This is a genomic window from Nocardioides daedukensis (assembly GCF_013408415.1).
Lineage (GTDB): Bacteria > Actinomycetota > Actinomycetes > Propionibacteriales > Nocardioidaceae > Nocardioides > Nocardioides daedukensis.
In genome coordinates, this window is the sequence record NZ_JACCAA010000001.1 from 3,563,194 (window position 1) to 3,577,886 (window position 14,693).

Annotated in this window: 19 protein-coding genes; 12 read left to right on the forward strand and 7 right to left on the reverse strand. The window is 68.7% G+C overall.

Annotated elements, in window-relative coordinates; all coding sequences use genetic code 11:
* Position 1 precedes the first annotated feature (1 nt).
* Both BJ980_RS17370 and BJ980_RS17375 read left to right on the forward strand, forming a co-directional pair.
* Positions 2–1,285 carry a DUF445 domain-containing protein gene (locus BJ980_RS17370; RefSeq protein ID WP_246280001.1) on the forward strand — a complete coding sequence of 428 codons (1,284 nt, stop codon included), beginning with the start codon at positions 2–4 and terminating at the stop codon, positions 1,283–1,285.
* A 67-nt stretch (positions 1,286–1,352) separates the two neighbouring features.
* Positions 1,353–1,598 carry an RNA-binding S4 domain-containing protein gene (locus BJ980_RS17375; RefSeq protein ID WP_179503450.1) on the forward strand — a complete coding sequence of 82 codons (246 nt, stop codon included), beginning with the start codon at positions 1,353–1,355 and terminating at the stop codon, positions 1,596–1,598.
* Between the two features lie 28 nt (positions 1,599–1,626).
* On the opposite strand, the gene BJ980_RS17380 is transcribed toward BJ980_RS17375, so the two are convergent.
* The 3 genes from BJ980_RS17380 to hisN form a co-directional block, all read right to left on the reverse strand.
* Positions 1,627–2,001 (reverse strand): FKBP-type peptidyl-prolyl cis-trans isomerase, encoded by a 375-nt coding sequence (locus BJ980_RS17380; protein WP_179503451.1) that lies wholly within the window; start codon positions 1,999–2,001, stop codon positions 1,627–1,629.
* A 12-nt stretch (positions 2,002–2,013) separates the two neighbouring features.
* The gene (locus BJ980_RS17385; protein ID WP_179503452.1) at positions 2,014–2,445 is read right to left on the reverse strand and encodes a CBS domain-containing protein; all 432 of its coding nucleotides are present in this window, start codon (positions 2,443–2,445) and stop codon (positions 2,014–2,016) included.
* A gap of 116 nt (positions 2,446–2,561) precedes the next feature.
* A complete protein-coding gene (hisN, locus tag BJ980_RS17390) occupies positions 2,562–3,446 on the reverse strand; it encodes a histidinol-phosphatase (protein ID WP_179503453.1) in 885 nt (294 codons plus the stop codon).
* A gap of 41 nt (positions 3,447–3,487) precedes the next feature.
* Here hisN and BJ980_RS17395 point away from each other — a divergent pair, with 41 nt between their 5' ends.
* Positions 3,488–3,955 (forward strand): hypothetical protein, encoded by a 468-nt coding sequence (locus BJ980_RS17395; protein WP_179503454.1) that lies wholly within the window; start codon positions 3,488–3,490, stop codon positions 3,953–3,955.
* A gap of 40 nt (positions 3,956–3,995) precedes the next feature.
* Here the strand turns inward: BJ980_RS17395 and rsgA are convergent, their stop codons facing one another.
* From rsgA to BJ980_RS17410, 3 genes are read right to left on the reverse strand one after another with little or no spacing between them, the layout of a single operon-like run.
* On the reverse strand, positions 3,996–4,994 hold the full coding sequence (rsgA, locus tag BJ980_RS17400; protein WP_179503455.1) for a ribosome small subunit-dependent GTPase A: 999 nt from the start codon (positions 4,992–4,994) through the stop codon (positions 3,996–3,998).
* A 28-nt stretch (positions 4,995–5,022) separates the two neighbouring features.
* Entirely contained in the window at positions 5,023–6,291 is a 1,269-nt protein-coding gene (gene aroA, locus BJ980_RS17405; RefSeq protein WP_179503456.1) for a 3-phosphoshikimate 1-carboxyvinyltransferase, read from the reverse strand.
* 27 nt (positions 6,292–6,318) lie between these two features.
* On the reverse strand, positions 6,319–7,959 hold the full coding sequence (locus BJ980_RS17410) for a sigma-70 family RNA polymerase sigma factor (protein WP_179503457.1): 1,641 nt from the start codon (positions 7,957–7,959) through the stop codon (positions 6,319–6,321).
* A gap of 248 nt (positions 7,960–8,207) precedes the next feature.
* Here BJ980_RS17410 and BJ980_RS17415 point away from each other — a divergent pair, with 248 nt between their 5' ends.
* The 9 genes from BJ980_RS17415 to BJ980_RS17450 all read left to right on the forward strand — a co-directional run bounded on the left by BJ980_RS17415 (position 8,208) and on the right by BJ980_RS17450 (position 14,121).
* The gene (locus BJ980_RS17415) at positions 8,208–8,837 is read left to right on the forward strand and encodes a nucleotidyl cyclase domain-containing protein (protein WP_179503458.1); all 630 of its coding nucleotides are present in this window, start codon (positions 8,208–8,210) and stop codon (positions 8,835–8,837) included.
* A 46-nt stretch (positions 8,838–8,883) separates the two neighbouring features.
* Complete coding sequence (locus BJ980_RS17420) at positions 8,884–9,636, forward strand: SOS response-associated peptidase (RefSeq protein ID WP_179503459.1); 753 nt, start codon at positions 8,884–8,886, stop codon at positions 9,634–9,636.
* The gene (locus tag BJ980_RS17425) at positions 9,636–10,271 is read left to right on the forward strand and encodes an alpha/beta hydrolase family protein (RefSeq protein WP_179503460.1); all 636 of its coding nucleotides are present in this window, start codon (positions 9,636–9,638) and stop codon (positions 10,269–10,271) included. Before BJ980_RS17420 ends, BJ980_RS17425 begins: the two co-directional genes overlap by 1 nt.
* Before the next feature lie 111 nt (positions 10,272–10,382).
* Positions 10,383–11,024 carry a sigma-70 family RNA polymerase sigma factor gene (locus BJ980_RS17430; RefSeq protein WP_179503461.1) on the forward strand — a complete coding sequence of 214 codons (642 nt, stop codon included), beginning with the start codon at positions 10,383–10,385 and terminating at the stop codon, positions 11,022–11,024.
* Positions 11,021–11,290, forward strand: a complete 270-nt coding sequence (gene rsrA / locus BJ980_RS17435) for a mycothiol system anti-sigma-R factor (RefSeq protein WP_179503462.1) — start codon at positions 11,021–11,023, stop codon at positions 11,288–11,290. Before BJ980_RS17430 ends, rsrA begins: the two co-directional genes overlap by 4 nt.
* Positions 11,291–11,365: 75 nt before the next feature.
* On the forward strand, positions 11,366–11,440 hold the full coding sequence (locus BJ980_RS19625; RefSeq protein WP_369759046.1) for a 50S ribosomal protein bL37: 75 nt from the start codon (positions 11,366–11,368) through the stop codon (positions 11,438–11,440).
* 95 nt (positions 11,441–11,535) lie between these two features.
* Positions 11,536–11,907, forward strand: coding sequence for a thioesterase family protein (locus tag BJ980_RS17440; RefSeq protein ID WP_179503463.1), 372 nt, complete (start codon positions 11,536–11,538; stop codon positions 11,905–11,907).
* Positions 11,908–12,004: 97 nt separating this feature from the next.
* A complete protein-coding gene (locus BJ980_RS17445) occupies positions 12,005–12,505 on the forward strand; it encodes a SigE family RNA polymerase sigma factor (RefSeq protein WP_179503464.1) in 501 nt (166 codons plus the stop codon).
* Positions 12,502–14,121, forward strand: a complete 1,620-nt coding sequence (locus tag BJ980_RS17450) for a PASTA domain-containing protein (protein ID WP_179503465.1) — start codon at positions 12,502–12,504, stop codon at positions 14,119–14,121. Before BJ980_RS17445 ends, BJ980_RS17450 begins: the two co-directional genes overlap by 4 nt.
* 64 nt (positions 14,122–14,185) lie before the next feature.
* Here the strand turns inward: BJ980_RS17450 and BJ980_RS17455 are convergent, their stop codons facing one another.
* Entirely contained in the window at positions 14,186–14,668 is a 483-nt protein-coding gene (locus BJ980_RS17455) for a GNAT family N-acetyltransferase (RefSeq protein ID WP_179503466.1), read from the reverse strand.
* Between the last annotated feature and the right edge of the window lie 25 nt (positions 14,669–14,693).

Here is a 14,693-nt window from a genome sequence, read left to right on the forward strand (position 1 = left end):
GATGACGATTCCGACGATGACGCAGACGACGAGCCCCAAGACCGGTCTGGGCGCAGACAACGACGCGGCCCGACGTACAGCCCTGCGCCGGATGCAGGCAGTGGCCCTGGGCCTGCTGCTCTTCGCAGCCGTGGTCTATGTGCTCACCCACGGCCAGGATGGCTGGCTCGGGTTCGTGAACGCCGGCGCCGAGGCCAGCATGGTCGGCGCGATCGCCGACTGGTTCGCGGTCACCGCGCTGTTCCGGCACCCGCTGGGCCTGCCGATCCCGCACACCGCGCTGATCCCGCGCCGCAAGGACGACCTCGGCAAGGGACTGGAGGAGTTCGTCGGCGAGAACTTCATGGCCGAGGACATCGTCCGCGAGCGCGTGCTCGCAGCCGAGCCCACCCGACGGATCGGAGCCTGGGCCGCGCACGAGGAGAACGCCCGCAAGGTGGTCGAGGAGGTCACCGAGATCGCCGCGGCCGCACTGGGCCGGGTGCGCGAGGAACACATCGTCGAGGTCGTCGAGTCCGTGCTGGTGCCCCGGTTCCGCGAGGAGCCGATCTCACCCATCCTCGGCACCTTCGTCACCGAGGCGGTGCGCGACGACCTGCACCACGGGCTGGTCGACCTCGCCCTGGAAGAACTGCACGGGTGGCTGACCGAGAACCACGACACCTTCACCGAGGTGCTGGGGGAGCGGGCGCCGACCTGGGTGCCGCTGCGGGTCAACGAAGTGGTGACCACCCGGATCCACGCAGAGGCCCTGCGGTGGATGGCCGACATCCGCTCCGACCCGAACCACCGGGCCCGCCACGCGCTCGACTCGATGCTGCGGCAACTCGGCCAGGACCTGCTCTTCAACGACTCCACCCAGGAGCGTGCCGAGAACCTCAAGCTGCGCCTCCTGGACCACCCGCAGTTCGCGGCGACCGGGATCTCGCTGTGGAAGGCGCTGCGCAACGCCCTGCTCGCGGCCCTGCAGGACGACGCCGGTCCGCTCAAGAAGCGGCTCACCGACGAGCTGGTCACGGTGGCGCGCCGGTTCCGCGACGACCCCGCGATGCAGCGTCGCCTCGACGACCTCGCCGCCGACGCGGTGGTGTTCGGGGTCAACCGCTATGGCGCGGAGCTGACCACGGTGATCACCACCACCATCGAGCGCTGGGACGGCAAGGAGGCGGCCGAGCGGATCGAGCTGCACGTCGGTCGCGACCTGCAGTTCATCCGGATCAACGGAACGATCGTCGGTGGCCTGGTCGGCGTGCTGATCCACACCGTGTCGGTGCTCCTGCCCTGACCGCCCCCTGGTCATCTCTGGAGAGGCTGGCTGGGACCAGAGCCGTACGCCGCGCAACAATGTGGCCATGAGCACCGACGTACCGATCCGCGACGAGTCCATCCGCTTGGGCCAGTTCCTCAAGCTCGCCAACCTGGTGGAGGACGGCGCCGAGGCCAAGGCCGTGATCGGTCAGGGCCTGGTCAGCGTCAACGGCGAGGTGGACACCCGCCGGGGACGCCAGCTCGTGCTCGGCGACGTCGTCGCGCTGGGCGGGGTCAGTGTCCGCGTCGCCGTGGAGGACCCGAACGCAGACGACGGCCTGCCCTGGTAGGGGACAGGCCGTCGTACACGGGTGAGGCTCAGGAGATCTTGAGCAGGTCCACCACGAAGATCAGCGTCTCGCCGGGCTTGATCACGCCGCCGGCGCCACGGTCGCCGTAGCCCAGGTGCGGCGGGATGACGAGCTGGCGACGGCCGCCGACCTTCATCCCCTGCACGCCGGTGTCCCAGCCGGAGATGACCTGGCCGATGCCGAGGCGGAACTGCAGCGGGGCGCCCCGGTTGTAGGACGCGTCGAACTCCTCGCCGCTGGAGTGGGCCACGCCCACGTAGTGCACCGATACGGTGTCGCCGGCCTTGGCCTCGTCGCCGTCACCCTCGGTGATGTCAGTGATCACCAGGTCCTTGGGGGGCTCGGGGTCGAAGAAGTCGATCTCGGGCTTCTCAGTGCTCACGCGGGTTTCTCCTCAGGTCTGGTGCAGGTAGTTGTCGAGCTGGTCACGCTCGAACTCGAGTTCGCCGATCCGGCTCTTGACCACATCGCCGATGGAGATGATGCCAGTCAGCACTCCGTCGGTGACCACGGGGACGTGGCGGATCCGGTGCTCGGTCATCAGCTGCATCAGGTCGGTCACCGGACTGGTCGCCTCGCAGGTGCGCACGTTGGTGGTCATGATCGAGGCGATCGTGGCCGAGAGCACCTCGGTGTCCTCGTGCAGACGGCGTACGACGTCGCGCTCTGAGACGATCCCCTCGACCTGGCGTCCGTCACTGCTGACGATCAGGGCCCCCACGTTGTGTTCGGCCAGGGCATGGATCAGGTCGCGGACGGTGGCGTCCGGGGCGATGGTGACCACGTCCTGTCGGGGCTTGCCGCGCAACACGTCATGGATGTGCATGGGACCTCCTGGGTGCAGTTGTGACACGCATCACGCTAGTGCCGCACTGCCGCGTTGAACAGGCCCTGTCCACCGACCCCCAGGCAGCTCAACCCAGGCAGCTCAACCCAGGCAGCTCAACCCAGGGGAGGCTCGTCGCCCTCGGTGCTACGACGTCGCGAGCGCAGGTCGTGCACCGAGCCGCCACCGTCGCGGTCCAGACCCTCGTTGACGGCCGCCGAGCCGAGGAACCCCAGGGCTGCCTCGTGCAGGTGACTGTTGCTGGCCAGTGCGTTGCCGCCGAAGGGGCCGGGCGTCCCGTCGAGCGAGGTGAACGTGCCGCCGGCCTCGCGCACGATGATGTCGAGTGCTGCCATGTCATAGAGCTCGAGCTCGGGCTCGGCGGCCATGTCCACGGCGCCCTCGGCCACCATCATGTAGGACCAGAAGTCGCCGTAGGCGCGGGTGCGCCAGCAGCGCCGGGTCAGCGACAGGAAGTCCTCGAGGCGTCCGCGCTCATCCCAGCCCGAGAGCGAGGAATAGCTCAGCGAGGCGTCCTCGAGGCGGCGTACGTCCGAGGTGTGGATCTGCTGGGCCTTCAGCAGCGAGCGGCCGGTCCACGCGCCGTTGCCCTTCGAGGCCCACCAGCGGCGCTGGAGCAACGGTGCGGACACGACGCCGAGCACGACCTCGTCGTCGACGACCAGCGAGATCAGGGTGGCCCAGACCGGTACGCCGCGCACGAAGTTCTTGGTGCCGTCGATCGGGTCCACGACCCAGCGACGCTGACTGTGCCCCGTGGTGCCCTGCTCCTCCCCGACGACCGCGTCGCGGGAGCGGACCCGCGACAGGGTGCGGCGGATGCTCTCCTCGACGGCCTGGTCCGCGTCCGTGACCGGGGTCAGGTCGGGCTTGCTCATCACGTGGAGGTCGAGGGCCTTGAACCGCGCCTGGGTCAGAGAATCCGCGTCGTCGGCCAGCACGTGGGCCAGCCGCAGGTCGTCGGTGTAGTCGATCGGCATGAGCACAGGCTATTCCTTCCGCTCCCGCTAGGGTTGGCCCCATGGAGTTGAACGGACTGCCGGTCCACCCTCTCATCGTGCACTTGGCGGTCGTCATGATCCCCGTCGCGGCGGTGTTGGCCGCCCTCTACGGTGTGGTCAAGTGGCGCTGGGCCCTGCGCTGGCCAATGGTCGGGACGTCGTTCGCGGCACTCGGCTCGGTGGTGCTCTCGTGGTATTCGGGCAAGGACCTGCTCAAGCGCAAGCCCGAGCTGGAGCAGATCATCCAGCCGCACCAGGAGCGCGCGGACATCCTGTTCTGGGTGACCATCGTCTTCGTGGTGATCGTGCTGCTCGCGGCGTTCCTGATGGGCGGCCCGTCGGGGCTGGTCTCCGGCAAGGGTGCGCGGATGCGTCGTCCGCACATCGTCGAGTGGACCCTGGTCAGCCTGTTGGCGATCTTCGCGCTGATCCTGATCTCGATGACCTTCGCCACCGGCGAGCAGGGCGCCCGGCTGGTCTGGGCCTGATCGGTCTGGCCTGACCTGTCTGAGTTGATCGGACGAACGATCAGGGGGACTGGTCCGGTGCTCCCTCACGTGAGGCGAGCAGCCGGCGGAACGACTCGACCCGCTCCGGGTCGACCTCGCCGTCGGTCATCGCCACGTCGAGTCCGCACTCGGGCTCGTCCTCACCGTGCGTGCACCCCCGAGGGCAGTCCTCGGTCATCTCGTCGAGGTCCGGGAAGGCCTCGATCAGGTTCTCCGGCTGCACGTGGGCGAGCCCGAAGGACCGGATGCCCGGAGTGTCGATGATCCAGCCGTCGTCGCCGGGCAGCGGCAGCATGTAGGCCGAGGTGGAGGTGTGCCGGCCACGCCCGGTCACGGAGTTGACCACGCCCACCTCGCGTTGGGCGGTCGGGACGAGAGCGTTGACCAGGGTGGACTTGCCGACGCCGCTGTGACCGACCAGGACGCTGGTCTTCCCGGCGAGCACCTGGCGCACCGGCTCGACGTCCCCGCCGCGTTGGGTGACCACCCAGGGCACGCCCAGGGAGCGGTACGTCGACAGCAGGGTCTCCGGATCGGCCAGGTCGGACTTGGTCAGGCACAGGATCGGCTGCATGCCCGCGTCGTACGCCGCCACCAGAGCCCGGTCGATCAGCCGCGGCCTCGGCTCGGGGTCGGCCAGAGCCGCGACCACGACGAGCTGGGAGGCGTTGGAGACGATCACCCGCTCGACCGGGTCGTCGTCGTCGGCGGTACGGCGCAGCGTGGTGGAACGCTCGTTGACCTCCACGATCCGGGCCAGGCTGCCATCGGCGCCGGAGACGTCCCCGACCACTCGCACCGAGTCACCCACCACGACGCCCTTGCGGCCCAGCGGGCGCGACTTCATCGCCATCACCTTGCGACCGTCGTAGCGCAGGGTGAACCGGCCACGGTCCACGGTCACCACGACGGCGTCGACGGCATCCTCATGAGCGGGTCGATCCTTGGTGCGGGGGCGGGTACGCCGCCGCGGCCGGTCATAGTGCTCGATGTCGTGCTCGTGGTAGCGACCGCTCATCCGGCAGTGCCTCCCGTGGTGGCGGCGCTCATCGCAGGCCCGCCCAGAACTCGGCGAAGTCGGGGAACGTCTTCGCGGTCGTCGCGATGTTCTCGACGAGCACGCCCTCGACCGCGGCAGCGATGATCACCCCGGCATGGGCCATCCGGTGGTCGGCATAGGTGCGGAAGACGCCGCCGTGCAGCGGAGCGGGCTTGATCGACAAGCCGTCGTCGTGCTCGGTGACCTCGGCGCCGAGGTTGCCCAGCTCGGTGGCCAGGGCGGCGAGCCGGTCGGTCTCGTGGGCCCGGATGTGCGCGACTCCGCGCAGGTGGGACGGTGAGTCGGCCAGGGCGCAGAGGGCGGCGACGCACGGCGTCAGCTCGCCCACGTCGTGCAGGTCGATGTCGATCCCCTCGAGTCGCTCCGGACCCTTCACCGTCAGGCCGTCGTCGCCCAGGGCCACGTGGCAACCCATCCGGGTGAGGATCTCGCGCAGCTCGTTGCCGGCCTGGTGGGTCTCGGCGGGCCAGTCGCGCACGGTCACCGACCCTCCGGTGACGGCGGCCAGGGCCAGGAAGGGGGCGGCGTTGGAGAGGTCCGGCTCGATCTCGTGGTCCACCGGCGCGATCAGGCCCGGAGCGACGACCCAGCGGTTGGCGTCCGAGTCGTCGACGTCCACACCGTGCTGGCGCAGCATCGCCACGGTCATCTCGATGTGGGGGAGCGACGGCACGGGCTTGCCGTCGTGGCGTACGTCGAGGCCCTGGTCATAGCGGGCGCCGGCGAGCAGGAGCGCCGAGACGAACTGCGAGGACGCGGAGGCGTCGATGACCACGGCGCCGCCCTGCACCGAGCCCGACCCGGTGACGGCGAACGGGAGCCGGTCGCCCTCGCTCACGTCCATGCCCAGCGAACGCAGCGCGGTGAGGATCTCCCCGACCGGCCGGTTGCGCATGTGCTCGTCGCCGTCGAAGTCGATGGTGCCGGTCGACAGACCGGCCAGCGGTGGCACGAAGCGCATCACGGTCCCGGCCAGGCCACAGTCGACGGAGGCGTCCCGGTCGAAGGCACGGGGGGTGACGGCCCAGTCGTCGCCGGAGGTGTCCACGTCGGCGCCGAGCGAGGTCAGTGCTTGTGCCATCAGCAAGGTGTCACGCGAGTGCAGGGCACGGCGTACGACGGAGGGACCTTCGGCCAGTGCGGCCAGGACCAGGGCACGGTTGGTGAGTGACTTCGATCCCGGCAGCGAGACGGTGACGTCGACGGGCGCGGTGAAGCGCGGGGCGGGCCAGGGATCGGCGAGAGGGGTGGTCACAGGACGAAGGGTATCGGCCCCGCGACGTCACGGCAGCAGGGCGGATTTCCAGCTGGCGCTGTTGTTGCTGGTGTCGGCGTCGGTGAAGTTGTCCGCGACCACGCTGGCACGGACCGAGGTGAAGACCTCGAGGACCAGGTCGATCCGCACCGCCGGGTCGGCGGCGGTGACGGGACAGGTGAACTTCGTGGTGAGGCCGACCCGGTCGCACTTCTTCGAGATGCGACCGAAGGCGAGCAGGTTGCTGTCGATCGTGATCGTGGCGTGGCCGTTGGGCGGGTAGCCGCTCGTCGTGATGTCCAGGCGGGTGCCGAAGGTGTGGCGCGTCTTGGCAATCGACAGCTTCAGGTCGTGGGTGACCGGCGGTTCGGTGGGCGCGGTCGGGGACGGCTCCGGCTCGGGTGGGGTGTCGGTGGGTGCCGGGCTGGGGTCGGCCGGTGCTGTCGGTGTCGGGTCAGTTGAGGTCGGGTCCGATGTCGGCTCGGTCGGACCCGGGGCGTCCAGCGTCGGGTCGGTCGAGGGTGAGTCCGTCGGGGTCGTGCCCATCGGCGGCGCGAGCAACGGCGCGGGCACCGGTGCCTCGGAGAGCGGGTTGGGCGACGGCGAGGACGGTGCGGTGGGCACAGGGTCCGTGGCCTGACCGGTGACCTGCTCCGCGGTCTTGGCGGGAGCCGGCTCGGCGCTGCGGACGATGCCGGCAGGGGGCGAGCCGGCGGTCTGCGGGGAGTCGTCACCCGTCGTGATCGCGACGACACTCACCCCGGCAACCGCGGTGACGGCCGCGACCGAGCCGACGGCAGCGGCCTGCGTGTTGGCCAGCACGAGGTCTTTCGCCCGGCCGAACAGGAGCAGCAGGCCGCCCTTGGCGGCCAGCGTGCCACCTGCGCCGGCAAGGTAGGTCGTCCCGGCCACGCTGCCGAGCAGCAGCGGCGCCAGCAGGGCGCCGAGGTTGGAGTTGACCTCGGTCAGCTCGAGATAGATCGCCATGCACGGTCGGCACTCGTCCAGGTGCTTCTCGACCTTGCCGGCGTCGCGCTTGGAGAGCCCATTGCGGACGTAGCCACCCAGGTGTTCGTGCGTCCAGCGGCACTGCGCGTCCTCGAGCTCCACGGCGTGCGAGTTGAGGAACGCCTGGCGCAAGCCTTCACGTGCGCGATAGGCGAGCGCGGAGACCGAGTTGGCGCTCATCCCGAGCAGGGTCGCGACCTCGGCCGGCTTGTGGCCCTCGACCTCGGTGTGCCAGAGCACCAACTGCCAGCGCTCGGGCAGGGAGGCGAACGCCTTGGCGGCGGCCGCGTTCTCGAAGCCCTCGACGGCGGTGTCGCGGAACGGCACGCCGGGATCGAAGGGTTCGAGGTCGCCGGTGGTGTGCAGCTTGCTGGTGGAGCGGATGCGGTCGATGTGCAGGCGGCGTACGGCGGTCAGCAGGTAGGCGCGGAAGGCCAGGTCGGGCCCGCGACCGTCCTGGAGCACCTTGAGCACCTTGGCGAACGCATCCGAGACGAGGTCGTCGGCATCGGAGTGGTTGGTCAGTTGCCTGGCCAACCGGCGGGCGGCGTCGACGTGGCGCTCGAAGAGGTCGCCATATGCGGACAGGTCGCCACCCCGGACGGCCGAGATGAGCTCGGCGTCGCCCGGACCGTCGATCTCGGCAAGCGTGGTGGTCACAGAGCATCCAACGATCAAGTGGGCAAAAGATGACGTTTTGTCGATCAATCGTGGCGAGGTACCCGAGGTGACCGAAAAGAATTCCTGGGAATCGCGTCATGGTTCCCACCTGGGCCCGTTCCATTGCTGCACGTGGGAGCACGACACCGAGGGGAGCAGCCGTGGGTTTCTTTGCGACAAGAGCGCGAAAGGACGACACGGCGGGTCCCGAGGCAGGGAAGGAACTGCAGGAGAGCGTACGGCGGGGGTTGCCGGCGCACTTCGAAGCAGTGGGGGAGGCCCTCGCCTCGGGATCGGGCTCCATCGAAGCGTGTGAGGTGGCCGGGAGCAGGCTCGCGCAGGATGGTGCGTCGCTCGACGACGCCCTCGAGGCGCTGAACCGGACAGCGCTCGCGGTGACGGGCTCGGAGCCGGTCTTCGCCGACGTACGCGCACTGTCGATGGCGTGGAGCGAGTCGACGCTCGCCTATCTGCACCAGCTCAGCTGCGAGGACCCGATGACCGGACTGGCCAGCCTGGCCCACATCCGCAGCCGGCTCAGCGAGCTCTACCGCGGTGCCCACTCTGTCGACAAGACCCATGCCCTGGTCGTCCTCGACCTGCCGAACGACCCGGTCGGCGGCGACTCCTTCACCCGCGCGATGCGTCTGGTCCGGCTCGGCGAGGTGGCGCGCACGGTCTTCGCCGGCTCCGAGACGATCGGACGCTCGGGCAGCCAGCGGGTCGTGGTGATCGCCGAACGTGACGGCCGCCTCGGCAGACGGGTCGCGCTGCTGCGCAAGCTGGTGTCCTCGGAGCCCACGCGGCTCTGGATCGAGGGGCTGCCGCAGACCGACGAGGCCGCGGCCCTCCTGCTCGACGAGCTCTGCCGGCGCTGACCCGCGAGCCGCAGGTCTGGTCAGGGGCACCTCTAGGCTGTGTCACATGTGCGGCCGCTATGCATCCTCACGCCAACCCGAGGACCTGATCGAGGAGTTCGAGGTCGAGGAGGCGCTGATCCCTGCGCCACTCGAGCCGGACTTCAACGTCGCGCCGACCAAGGAGGTCTACGCGGTCCTCGAGCGGCCGGCGAAACAAGAGCGACCGCAGCAGCGTCAGCTGCGGGTCCTCAACTGGGGCCTGATCCCGTCGTGGGCCAAGGAAGCCTCGATCGGGAACCGGATGATCAATGCCCGGATGGAGACCGTCGCGGAGAAGCCGGCCTATCGGCGGGCGTTCGCTGCGCGTCGCTGCCTGCTGCCGGCCGATGGCTACTTCGAGTGGTACCCGACCCAGCAGGTCGGCAAGAACGGGAAGCCGAAGAAGCAGCCGTTCTTCATCCGTCCACGCGACAACGGCGTGCTGGCCATGGCCGGGCTCTATGAGATCTGGCGCGACCCGAGCCTGCCCGAGGATCACCCGAGCCCGTTCCGGTGGACCTGCACGGTGATCACCACCGACGCCGAGGACGACCTCGGCCACATCCACGACCGGATGCCGCTGATGGTGCCGACCGAGCGGTGGACTGACTGGCTCGATCCGACCACCCGCGGCGCCGAGCTGCTGGACCTGCTCGAGCCGGCAGCGCCCGGGCGGCTCGAGGCCTACCCGGTCTCGGCGATGGTCAGCAACGTGCGCAACAACGGACCCGAGCTCATCGAGCCGCTGCCGATCGACGACCTGCCCCGGGAGCACTGATGGCCACCGCCACGAAGATGATCGAGACCCCGCACGGACCGGGCCGTCTGGTCTCCTCGCGTGCGCGCAACCCGATCGCGACCCTGCTGCTCAGCCACGGCGCCGGCGCCGGGATCGACACCCACGACCTCGAGGCGCTCGCCCGCGACCTGCCCGGGCAGGGCATCACCGTGCACCGCTTCGAGCAGCCGTGGCGGGTGTCCGGACGCAAGGTGGCCACGCCGCCTCCCACGCTCGATGTCGGCCTGACCGCGGCGGCCAAGGCGACCCGACCGCGTACGCCGCTGGTGGTCGGCGGACGCTCGGCAGGTGCCCGTTCGGCCGCGCGCTGTGCGAGCGACCTCGGGGCCGCCGGCGTACTCGCGCTGTCCTTCCCGCTGCACCCGCCCGGCAAGCCGGAGAAGTCCCGGTTGCACGAGCTGGAAGGCGCCGGGGTGCCGACGCTGGTGGTGCAGGGGGAGCGTGACCCGATGGGCACTCCGCCGGAGTTCCCCGAGGGCACCAACCTGGTCGAGGTGCCCGCGGCCGACCACTCGCTGCGGGTCGCCAAGAGCGCGCCGTTGAGCCTCGAGGAGGTCTCGGCCCTGGTGGTCGAGGCGACCCTGGAATGGATCGTCCGGGTGATCGCGCGCTGAGCGTGGTGCGTGAACCTGGGTCGGCGCGGGAATGGTTTTCCCACCAGTCGCGTTGAGTAGGACATGCTCGACCTACTCGATCGTCCGACTTCCCCGCTAGGCTGGGAGGCGATGACTGAATCCCTGACCGGTGATCTCGACATGAGTGACTTCGACATCGCCAACGAGTCCGACGCAGAGCGTTCGCTGCGGTTCGAGCGAGACGCCCTGCCCTTCCTCGACCAGCTCTACGGCGCGGCCATGCGGATGACCCGCAACCCGGCCGATGCCGAGGACCTGGTCCAGGAGACCTTCGCGAAGGCGTTCAGCGCCTTCCACCAGTACAAGCCCGGCACGAACTTGAAGGCCTGGCTCTACCGGATCCTCACCAACACGTTCATCAACAACTATCGCAAGAAGCAGCGTCAGCCGCAGCAGTCGATGGCCGAGGACGTCGAGGACTGGCAGTTGGCACGGGCCGAGTCGCACACGTCGACCGGCTTGAAGTCCGCGGAGATGGAAGCCCTCGAACATCTCCCCGACTCGCAGGTCAAGGACGCTCTGCAGCGTCTGCCCGAGGAGTTCCGCCTCGCGGTCTATCTCGCAGATGTCGAGGGATTCCCCTACAAGGAGATCGCGGAGATCATGGAAACTCCGATCGGGACCGTGATGTCCCGTCTGCACCGTGGGCGTCGCCAGTTGCGCGAGATGCTCTCCGACTATGTGCGTGAGAACTCCGTGCTGCGCATCGACGGAGAGGGTGACGAGTCGTGAGCGAAGAGACCTTTCCCCGCGGCGAGGACTGTGCCGACTTCATCGAGCGCATCGTCTACCTCATCGACAACGAGCTCGAGGAGGGCGACTGCACCGTCGTGCGTGCCCACCTCGAGGAGTGCGGGCCGTGCCTGCGCAAATATGACCTCGAGCGCACCGTGAAGGCCGTCGTCGCCCGATCCTGCGCCGAGTCCGCCCCGGTGGGCCTGCGTGATCGAGTCCTGGTGCAGCTGCGTCAGGTGCAGGTCGAGATCACCGAACGCTGAGATCGACGGGCCCGATTCGCGGCGAACCCGCGTTTCCTGCGACAATGGCCGCCGCAGATCTCACAGGAGGACACCATGGGCAAGACTGGCCGCAAGCGCCGCGCTCGTAAGAAGAAGGGCGCAAACCACGGCAAGCGCCCCAACGCCTGATCATCAGTCGTTGACGAAGCCCCCTCGCTCCTCGGAGTAAGGGGGCTTCTTCGTTTCCTTTGGTGGCTCGGACCTGGGTGCGCGAGACTCGGTCCATGACCACTCCCGAGCTGGCCGCCACCCGCACCTTCACCGTCACCGATCAGGACACCGCGCTCGCGGTCGGCTCCGGTTCGTTGCGGGTGCTCGGCACGCCGCGCCTGCTGGCCTGGTGCGAGGCAGTCACCTGTGAGGCGATCGCTCCCGCAGTCGGTGAGGGCAAGACCTCGGTGGGCACCCGGATCTCGCTGGAGCACCTCGGTGCGAGCGCGGTCGGCCGGCAGATCGACGTCGACGCAGGCGCGTCGTACGTCGACGGGCGGCTGGTCCGGTTCGCCGTCTCGGCGCGGATGGACGGCAAGCTGGTCGGCAACGGCGAGGTGACCCGGGTGATCGTCGATGTAGAGAAGTTCATGTCGCGTCTGTGAAGAGGACGATCGAGCACGATGGAACCCCGGCGCGCCCCTGACGCGTCTGCCAGAGTGAGGACCACGCCAACCGGGCGGGCCGATCGGGGACGGTGGCATGGGGCGCGACGACGAGTTCAGTGAGTACGTCGCCTCGCGCTGGACACGACTCGTGCGCTCGGCCGTGCTGTTGGGCTGCTCGCCCGCTGAGGCTGAGGACATCACCCAGACGGCGCTGACCAAGTGCCTGGTGCACTGGTCGAAGGTGCAGCGAGCCGATGACCGTGACGCCTATGTTCACCGGGTGCTGGTGAACACGTTCACCTCCGAGCGGCGTCGTCGTTGGACGGGTGAGCGGCCGGTTCAGGTGTTGCCCGACGACGGCACTCCCGATGGCACCGACGCGGTGGACACTGCCGACGCGATGCAGCGTTCCCTGGCCAGACTCAGCGCCGACCAGCGGGCCGTGGTGGTGCTGCGGTTCTATGCGCACCTGTCGGAGCAGCATACGGCTGCCGCGCTCGACGTACCGGTCGGCACCGTGAAGAGCCGCCTCTCCCGGGCGTTGAAGGTCCTCGCCGAAGACCCCCACCTGAGCGAACTGCGAGGCACGTCATGAGCGACGAGACACTGGCCGAGATGCTTGAGCGCACGGCCGACCGCACCGAGGTCGGTGCCCCGCCGATGAACCAGATGTACGCCGCCGCGCAGAGGTCCCGGCGCCGTCGCGGAGCCTGGACCGCACTGGCATCGGCCGCGGCCGTCGCGACTGTGATCGGCGGAATCGCGGTGCTGTCGCCGGACCCCGGGGGGAAGCCTTCGGTTGCCGAGCCCGGCCTCGTCACCCCTGCGCCGGGGATGCGGCTGGTCGGGATCGAGAACGTGGTGATCGAGGTGCCGCAGGAGTGGGGGACGAACGAGGTGCGGTGTGGCACCCCGCAGGCAGACACGGTGGTTATCGATCAGGGCCTCACTCCCGCTTGCGGGTGGAGTCGGCCGGCCGTCGTGAGCAGCGTGAAGATCACTCGAGATGGGCGTGATGTCGCCGCGAAGTGGGAGCAGATCGAGGTTGACGGAGTGAAGGCATCTCGTGCGGAGATCCCCTGTACCCATTACTTCGACGTCGGCGGAGGGATGAGTGACATCTGTCGGTCGGCTGTCGAGTTCCCCGAGCAGGACGTCCAGGTCCTGGCTGAGGTGTCGAACCCTGATCTGGACCAGGCGCGTGCCGAGGTGGACGAAATCCTGTCCCGGATCCGGGTCCTGCCCGACGGCCAGACCACCATCCCGCTGCGCGAGTCGGTCTCTCTGGAGATGCAGGCGAAGTCAGGTGCCGAATACGTTCGGCTACTCAAGCAGATGGGTCTCGAACCGCGCGTGGAGTACGTGGAGAACAAGGAGATCCCGGACGGATTCGCCGTCGGCGTCGATCCGGTTGTTGGCACGCCGGTCAAGGTCGGCGAGGAGGTCACCGTCCAGATCACCGGTGACGCCGCGAAGAACACCACCGCTCCAACGACCGAGGAGACGAAGGCTCCGGGCAAGGACAAGACCGATGGAACCGAAACCCTCGACATCCCCGACGGGAAGCAACTGGTCGCCAGCGGTCGGTTCGCCTTCACCGTGCCACAGGACTGGGGCATGAACACGACCGAGTGCGGAACCCCATCAGTGAACACGGTCCTGATGCCAGTGGGACTGGGGGAGCGGTTGTGCAAGTTCTACCGCCAGCCAGGGGTGCAGACGGTGGAGTTCGGCTCAGGATTGTCCAGAGCTGGAATCGAGAATCCGGAGCGGGTGCAGGTGGACGGCAATCAGGCCAGACGGGAAGAGATCCAGTGCGACCCGCTGGAAGGGACGCCGGGCGCAGTGCTGTGCTCGGGTGGGCTGTACTTCATAGACGACCAGGTGACTCTTCGGGCAGCGTCCTCGCACACGGTTGAAGCGACGGCTCGCCTCCAGGTCGAGCAACTCCTCAGCGGAGTCAGCGTGCTGCCCGATGGCTGGGCCGGGGTGCCAGGTCTGGATGACGCCAACAATCACCCGGACGGCAAACCAACCGAGCGGTATCGCGATGCTTTGGAAGACCTTGGCTTCGAGGTGGCGATCAGGACGATCACCGAAGGCTTCACCACGGGCGCGAAAGAGGGGACCATAGTGGAAGTCTCTCCGGCGCCTGGCAGTGTGCTGCGCAAGGGCGAACAGGTGACCATGACAGTCACCAAGAACGATTGAGGGAGACAGCAGTGGATAGCAGCCACGTGGTGCGAGTAGATCACTGCCATCTTCCGAAGTCGGCTCAGTAGCCCAATCGGAACGCAATCAATTCAACGCCCGGCACCGGCGACCAGTCCCGCTCCGGCAGCCGCTCGAATCCGAGCCGTGCATAGAGCCGGTGCGCGGCGGCCATGCCGGGCAGCGACGAGAGCACCATCGCCGAGTCACCGTCCGCCCGGGACAACGCGATGCAGTGCTCAGCCAGGGCCACTCCCACGCCCTGCCCCTGTGCGGACGGTGACACAGCGAGCATCCGGAACTCGCCCTCGCCGGGCCGGCTGATCTCCCGCCACACCGAGCCCGGCGGGCACCACGTCACGCAGCCGAGCAGAGTTCCTGAGTCGTCCGAGGCAACCCACAGTTCCGCCTCCTTCGCGCGAGCTCTGGCATCGCGCAACTTGTCGACGTACGGATCGGCCGGCCCCAACGTGAAGTCGGCGTACGCAGCAGCAGTGAGCTCGCCGAGAGCGGCGTACTCCGAGGGTTCGGCCAGGCGGACACGCATCAACGGACCTCGGCCATCAGATCGA

Coding starts and splice junctions, on each gene's coding strand:
- BJ980_RS17370 (WP_246280001.1), top strand. CDS start 2: ATGACGATTCCGACGATGACGCAGACGACGAGCCCCAAGACCGGTCTG.
- BJ980_RS17375 (WP_179503450.1), top strand. CDS start 1,353: ATGAGCACCGACGTACCGATCCGCGACGAGTCCATCCGCTTGGGCCAG.
- BJ980_RS17385 (WP_179503452.1), bottom strand. CDS start 2,445: ATGCACATCCATGACGTGTTGCGCGGCAAGCCCCGACAGGACGTGGTC.
- hisN (WP_179503453.1), bottom strand. CDS start 3,446: ATGCCGATCGACTACACCGACGACCTGCGGCTGGCCCACGTGCTGGCC.
- BJ980_RS17395 (WP_179503454.1), top strand. CDS start 3,488: ATGGAGTTGAACGGACTGCCGGTCCACCCTCTCATCGTGCACTTGGCG.
- rsgA (WP_179503455.1), bottom strand. CDS start 4,994: ATGAGCGGTCGCTACCACGAGCACGACATCGAGCACTATGACCGGCCG.
- BJ980_RS17420 (WP_179503459.1), top strand. CDS start 8,884: ATGTGCGGCCGCTATGCATCCTCACGCCAACCCGAGGACCTGATCGAG.
- BJ980_RS17425 (WP_179503460.1), top strand. CDS start 9,636: ATGGCCACCGCCACGAAGATGATCGAGACCCCGCACGGACCGGGCCGT.
- BJ980_RS17430 (WP_179503461.1), top strand. CDS start 10,383: ATGACTGAATCCCTGACCGGTGATCTCGACATGAGTGACTTCGACATC.
- BJ980_RS17440 (WP_179503463.1), top strand. CDS start 11,536: ATGACCACTCCCGAGCTGGCCGCCACCCGCACCTTCACCGTCACCGAT.
- BJ980_RS17445 (WP_179503464.1), top strand. CDS start 12,005: ATGGGGCGCGACGACGAGTTCAGTGAGTACGTCGCCTCGCGCTGGACA.
- BJ980_RS17450 (WP_179503465.1), top strand. CDS start 12,502: ATGAGCGACGAGACACTGGCCGAGATGCTTGAGCGCACGGCCGACCGC.
- BJ980_RS17455 (WP_179503466.1), bottom strand. CDS start 14,668: ATGCGTGTCCGCCTGGCCGAACCCTCGGAGTACGCCGCTCTCGGCGAG.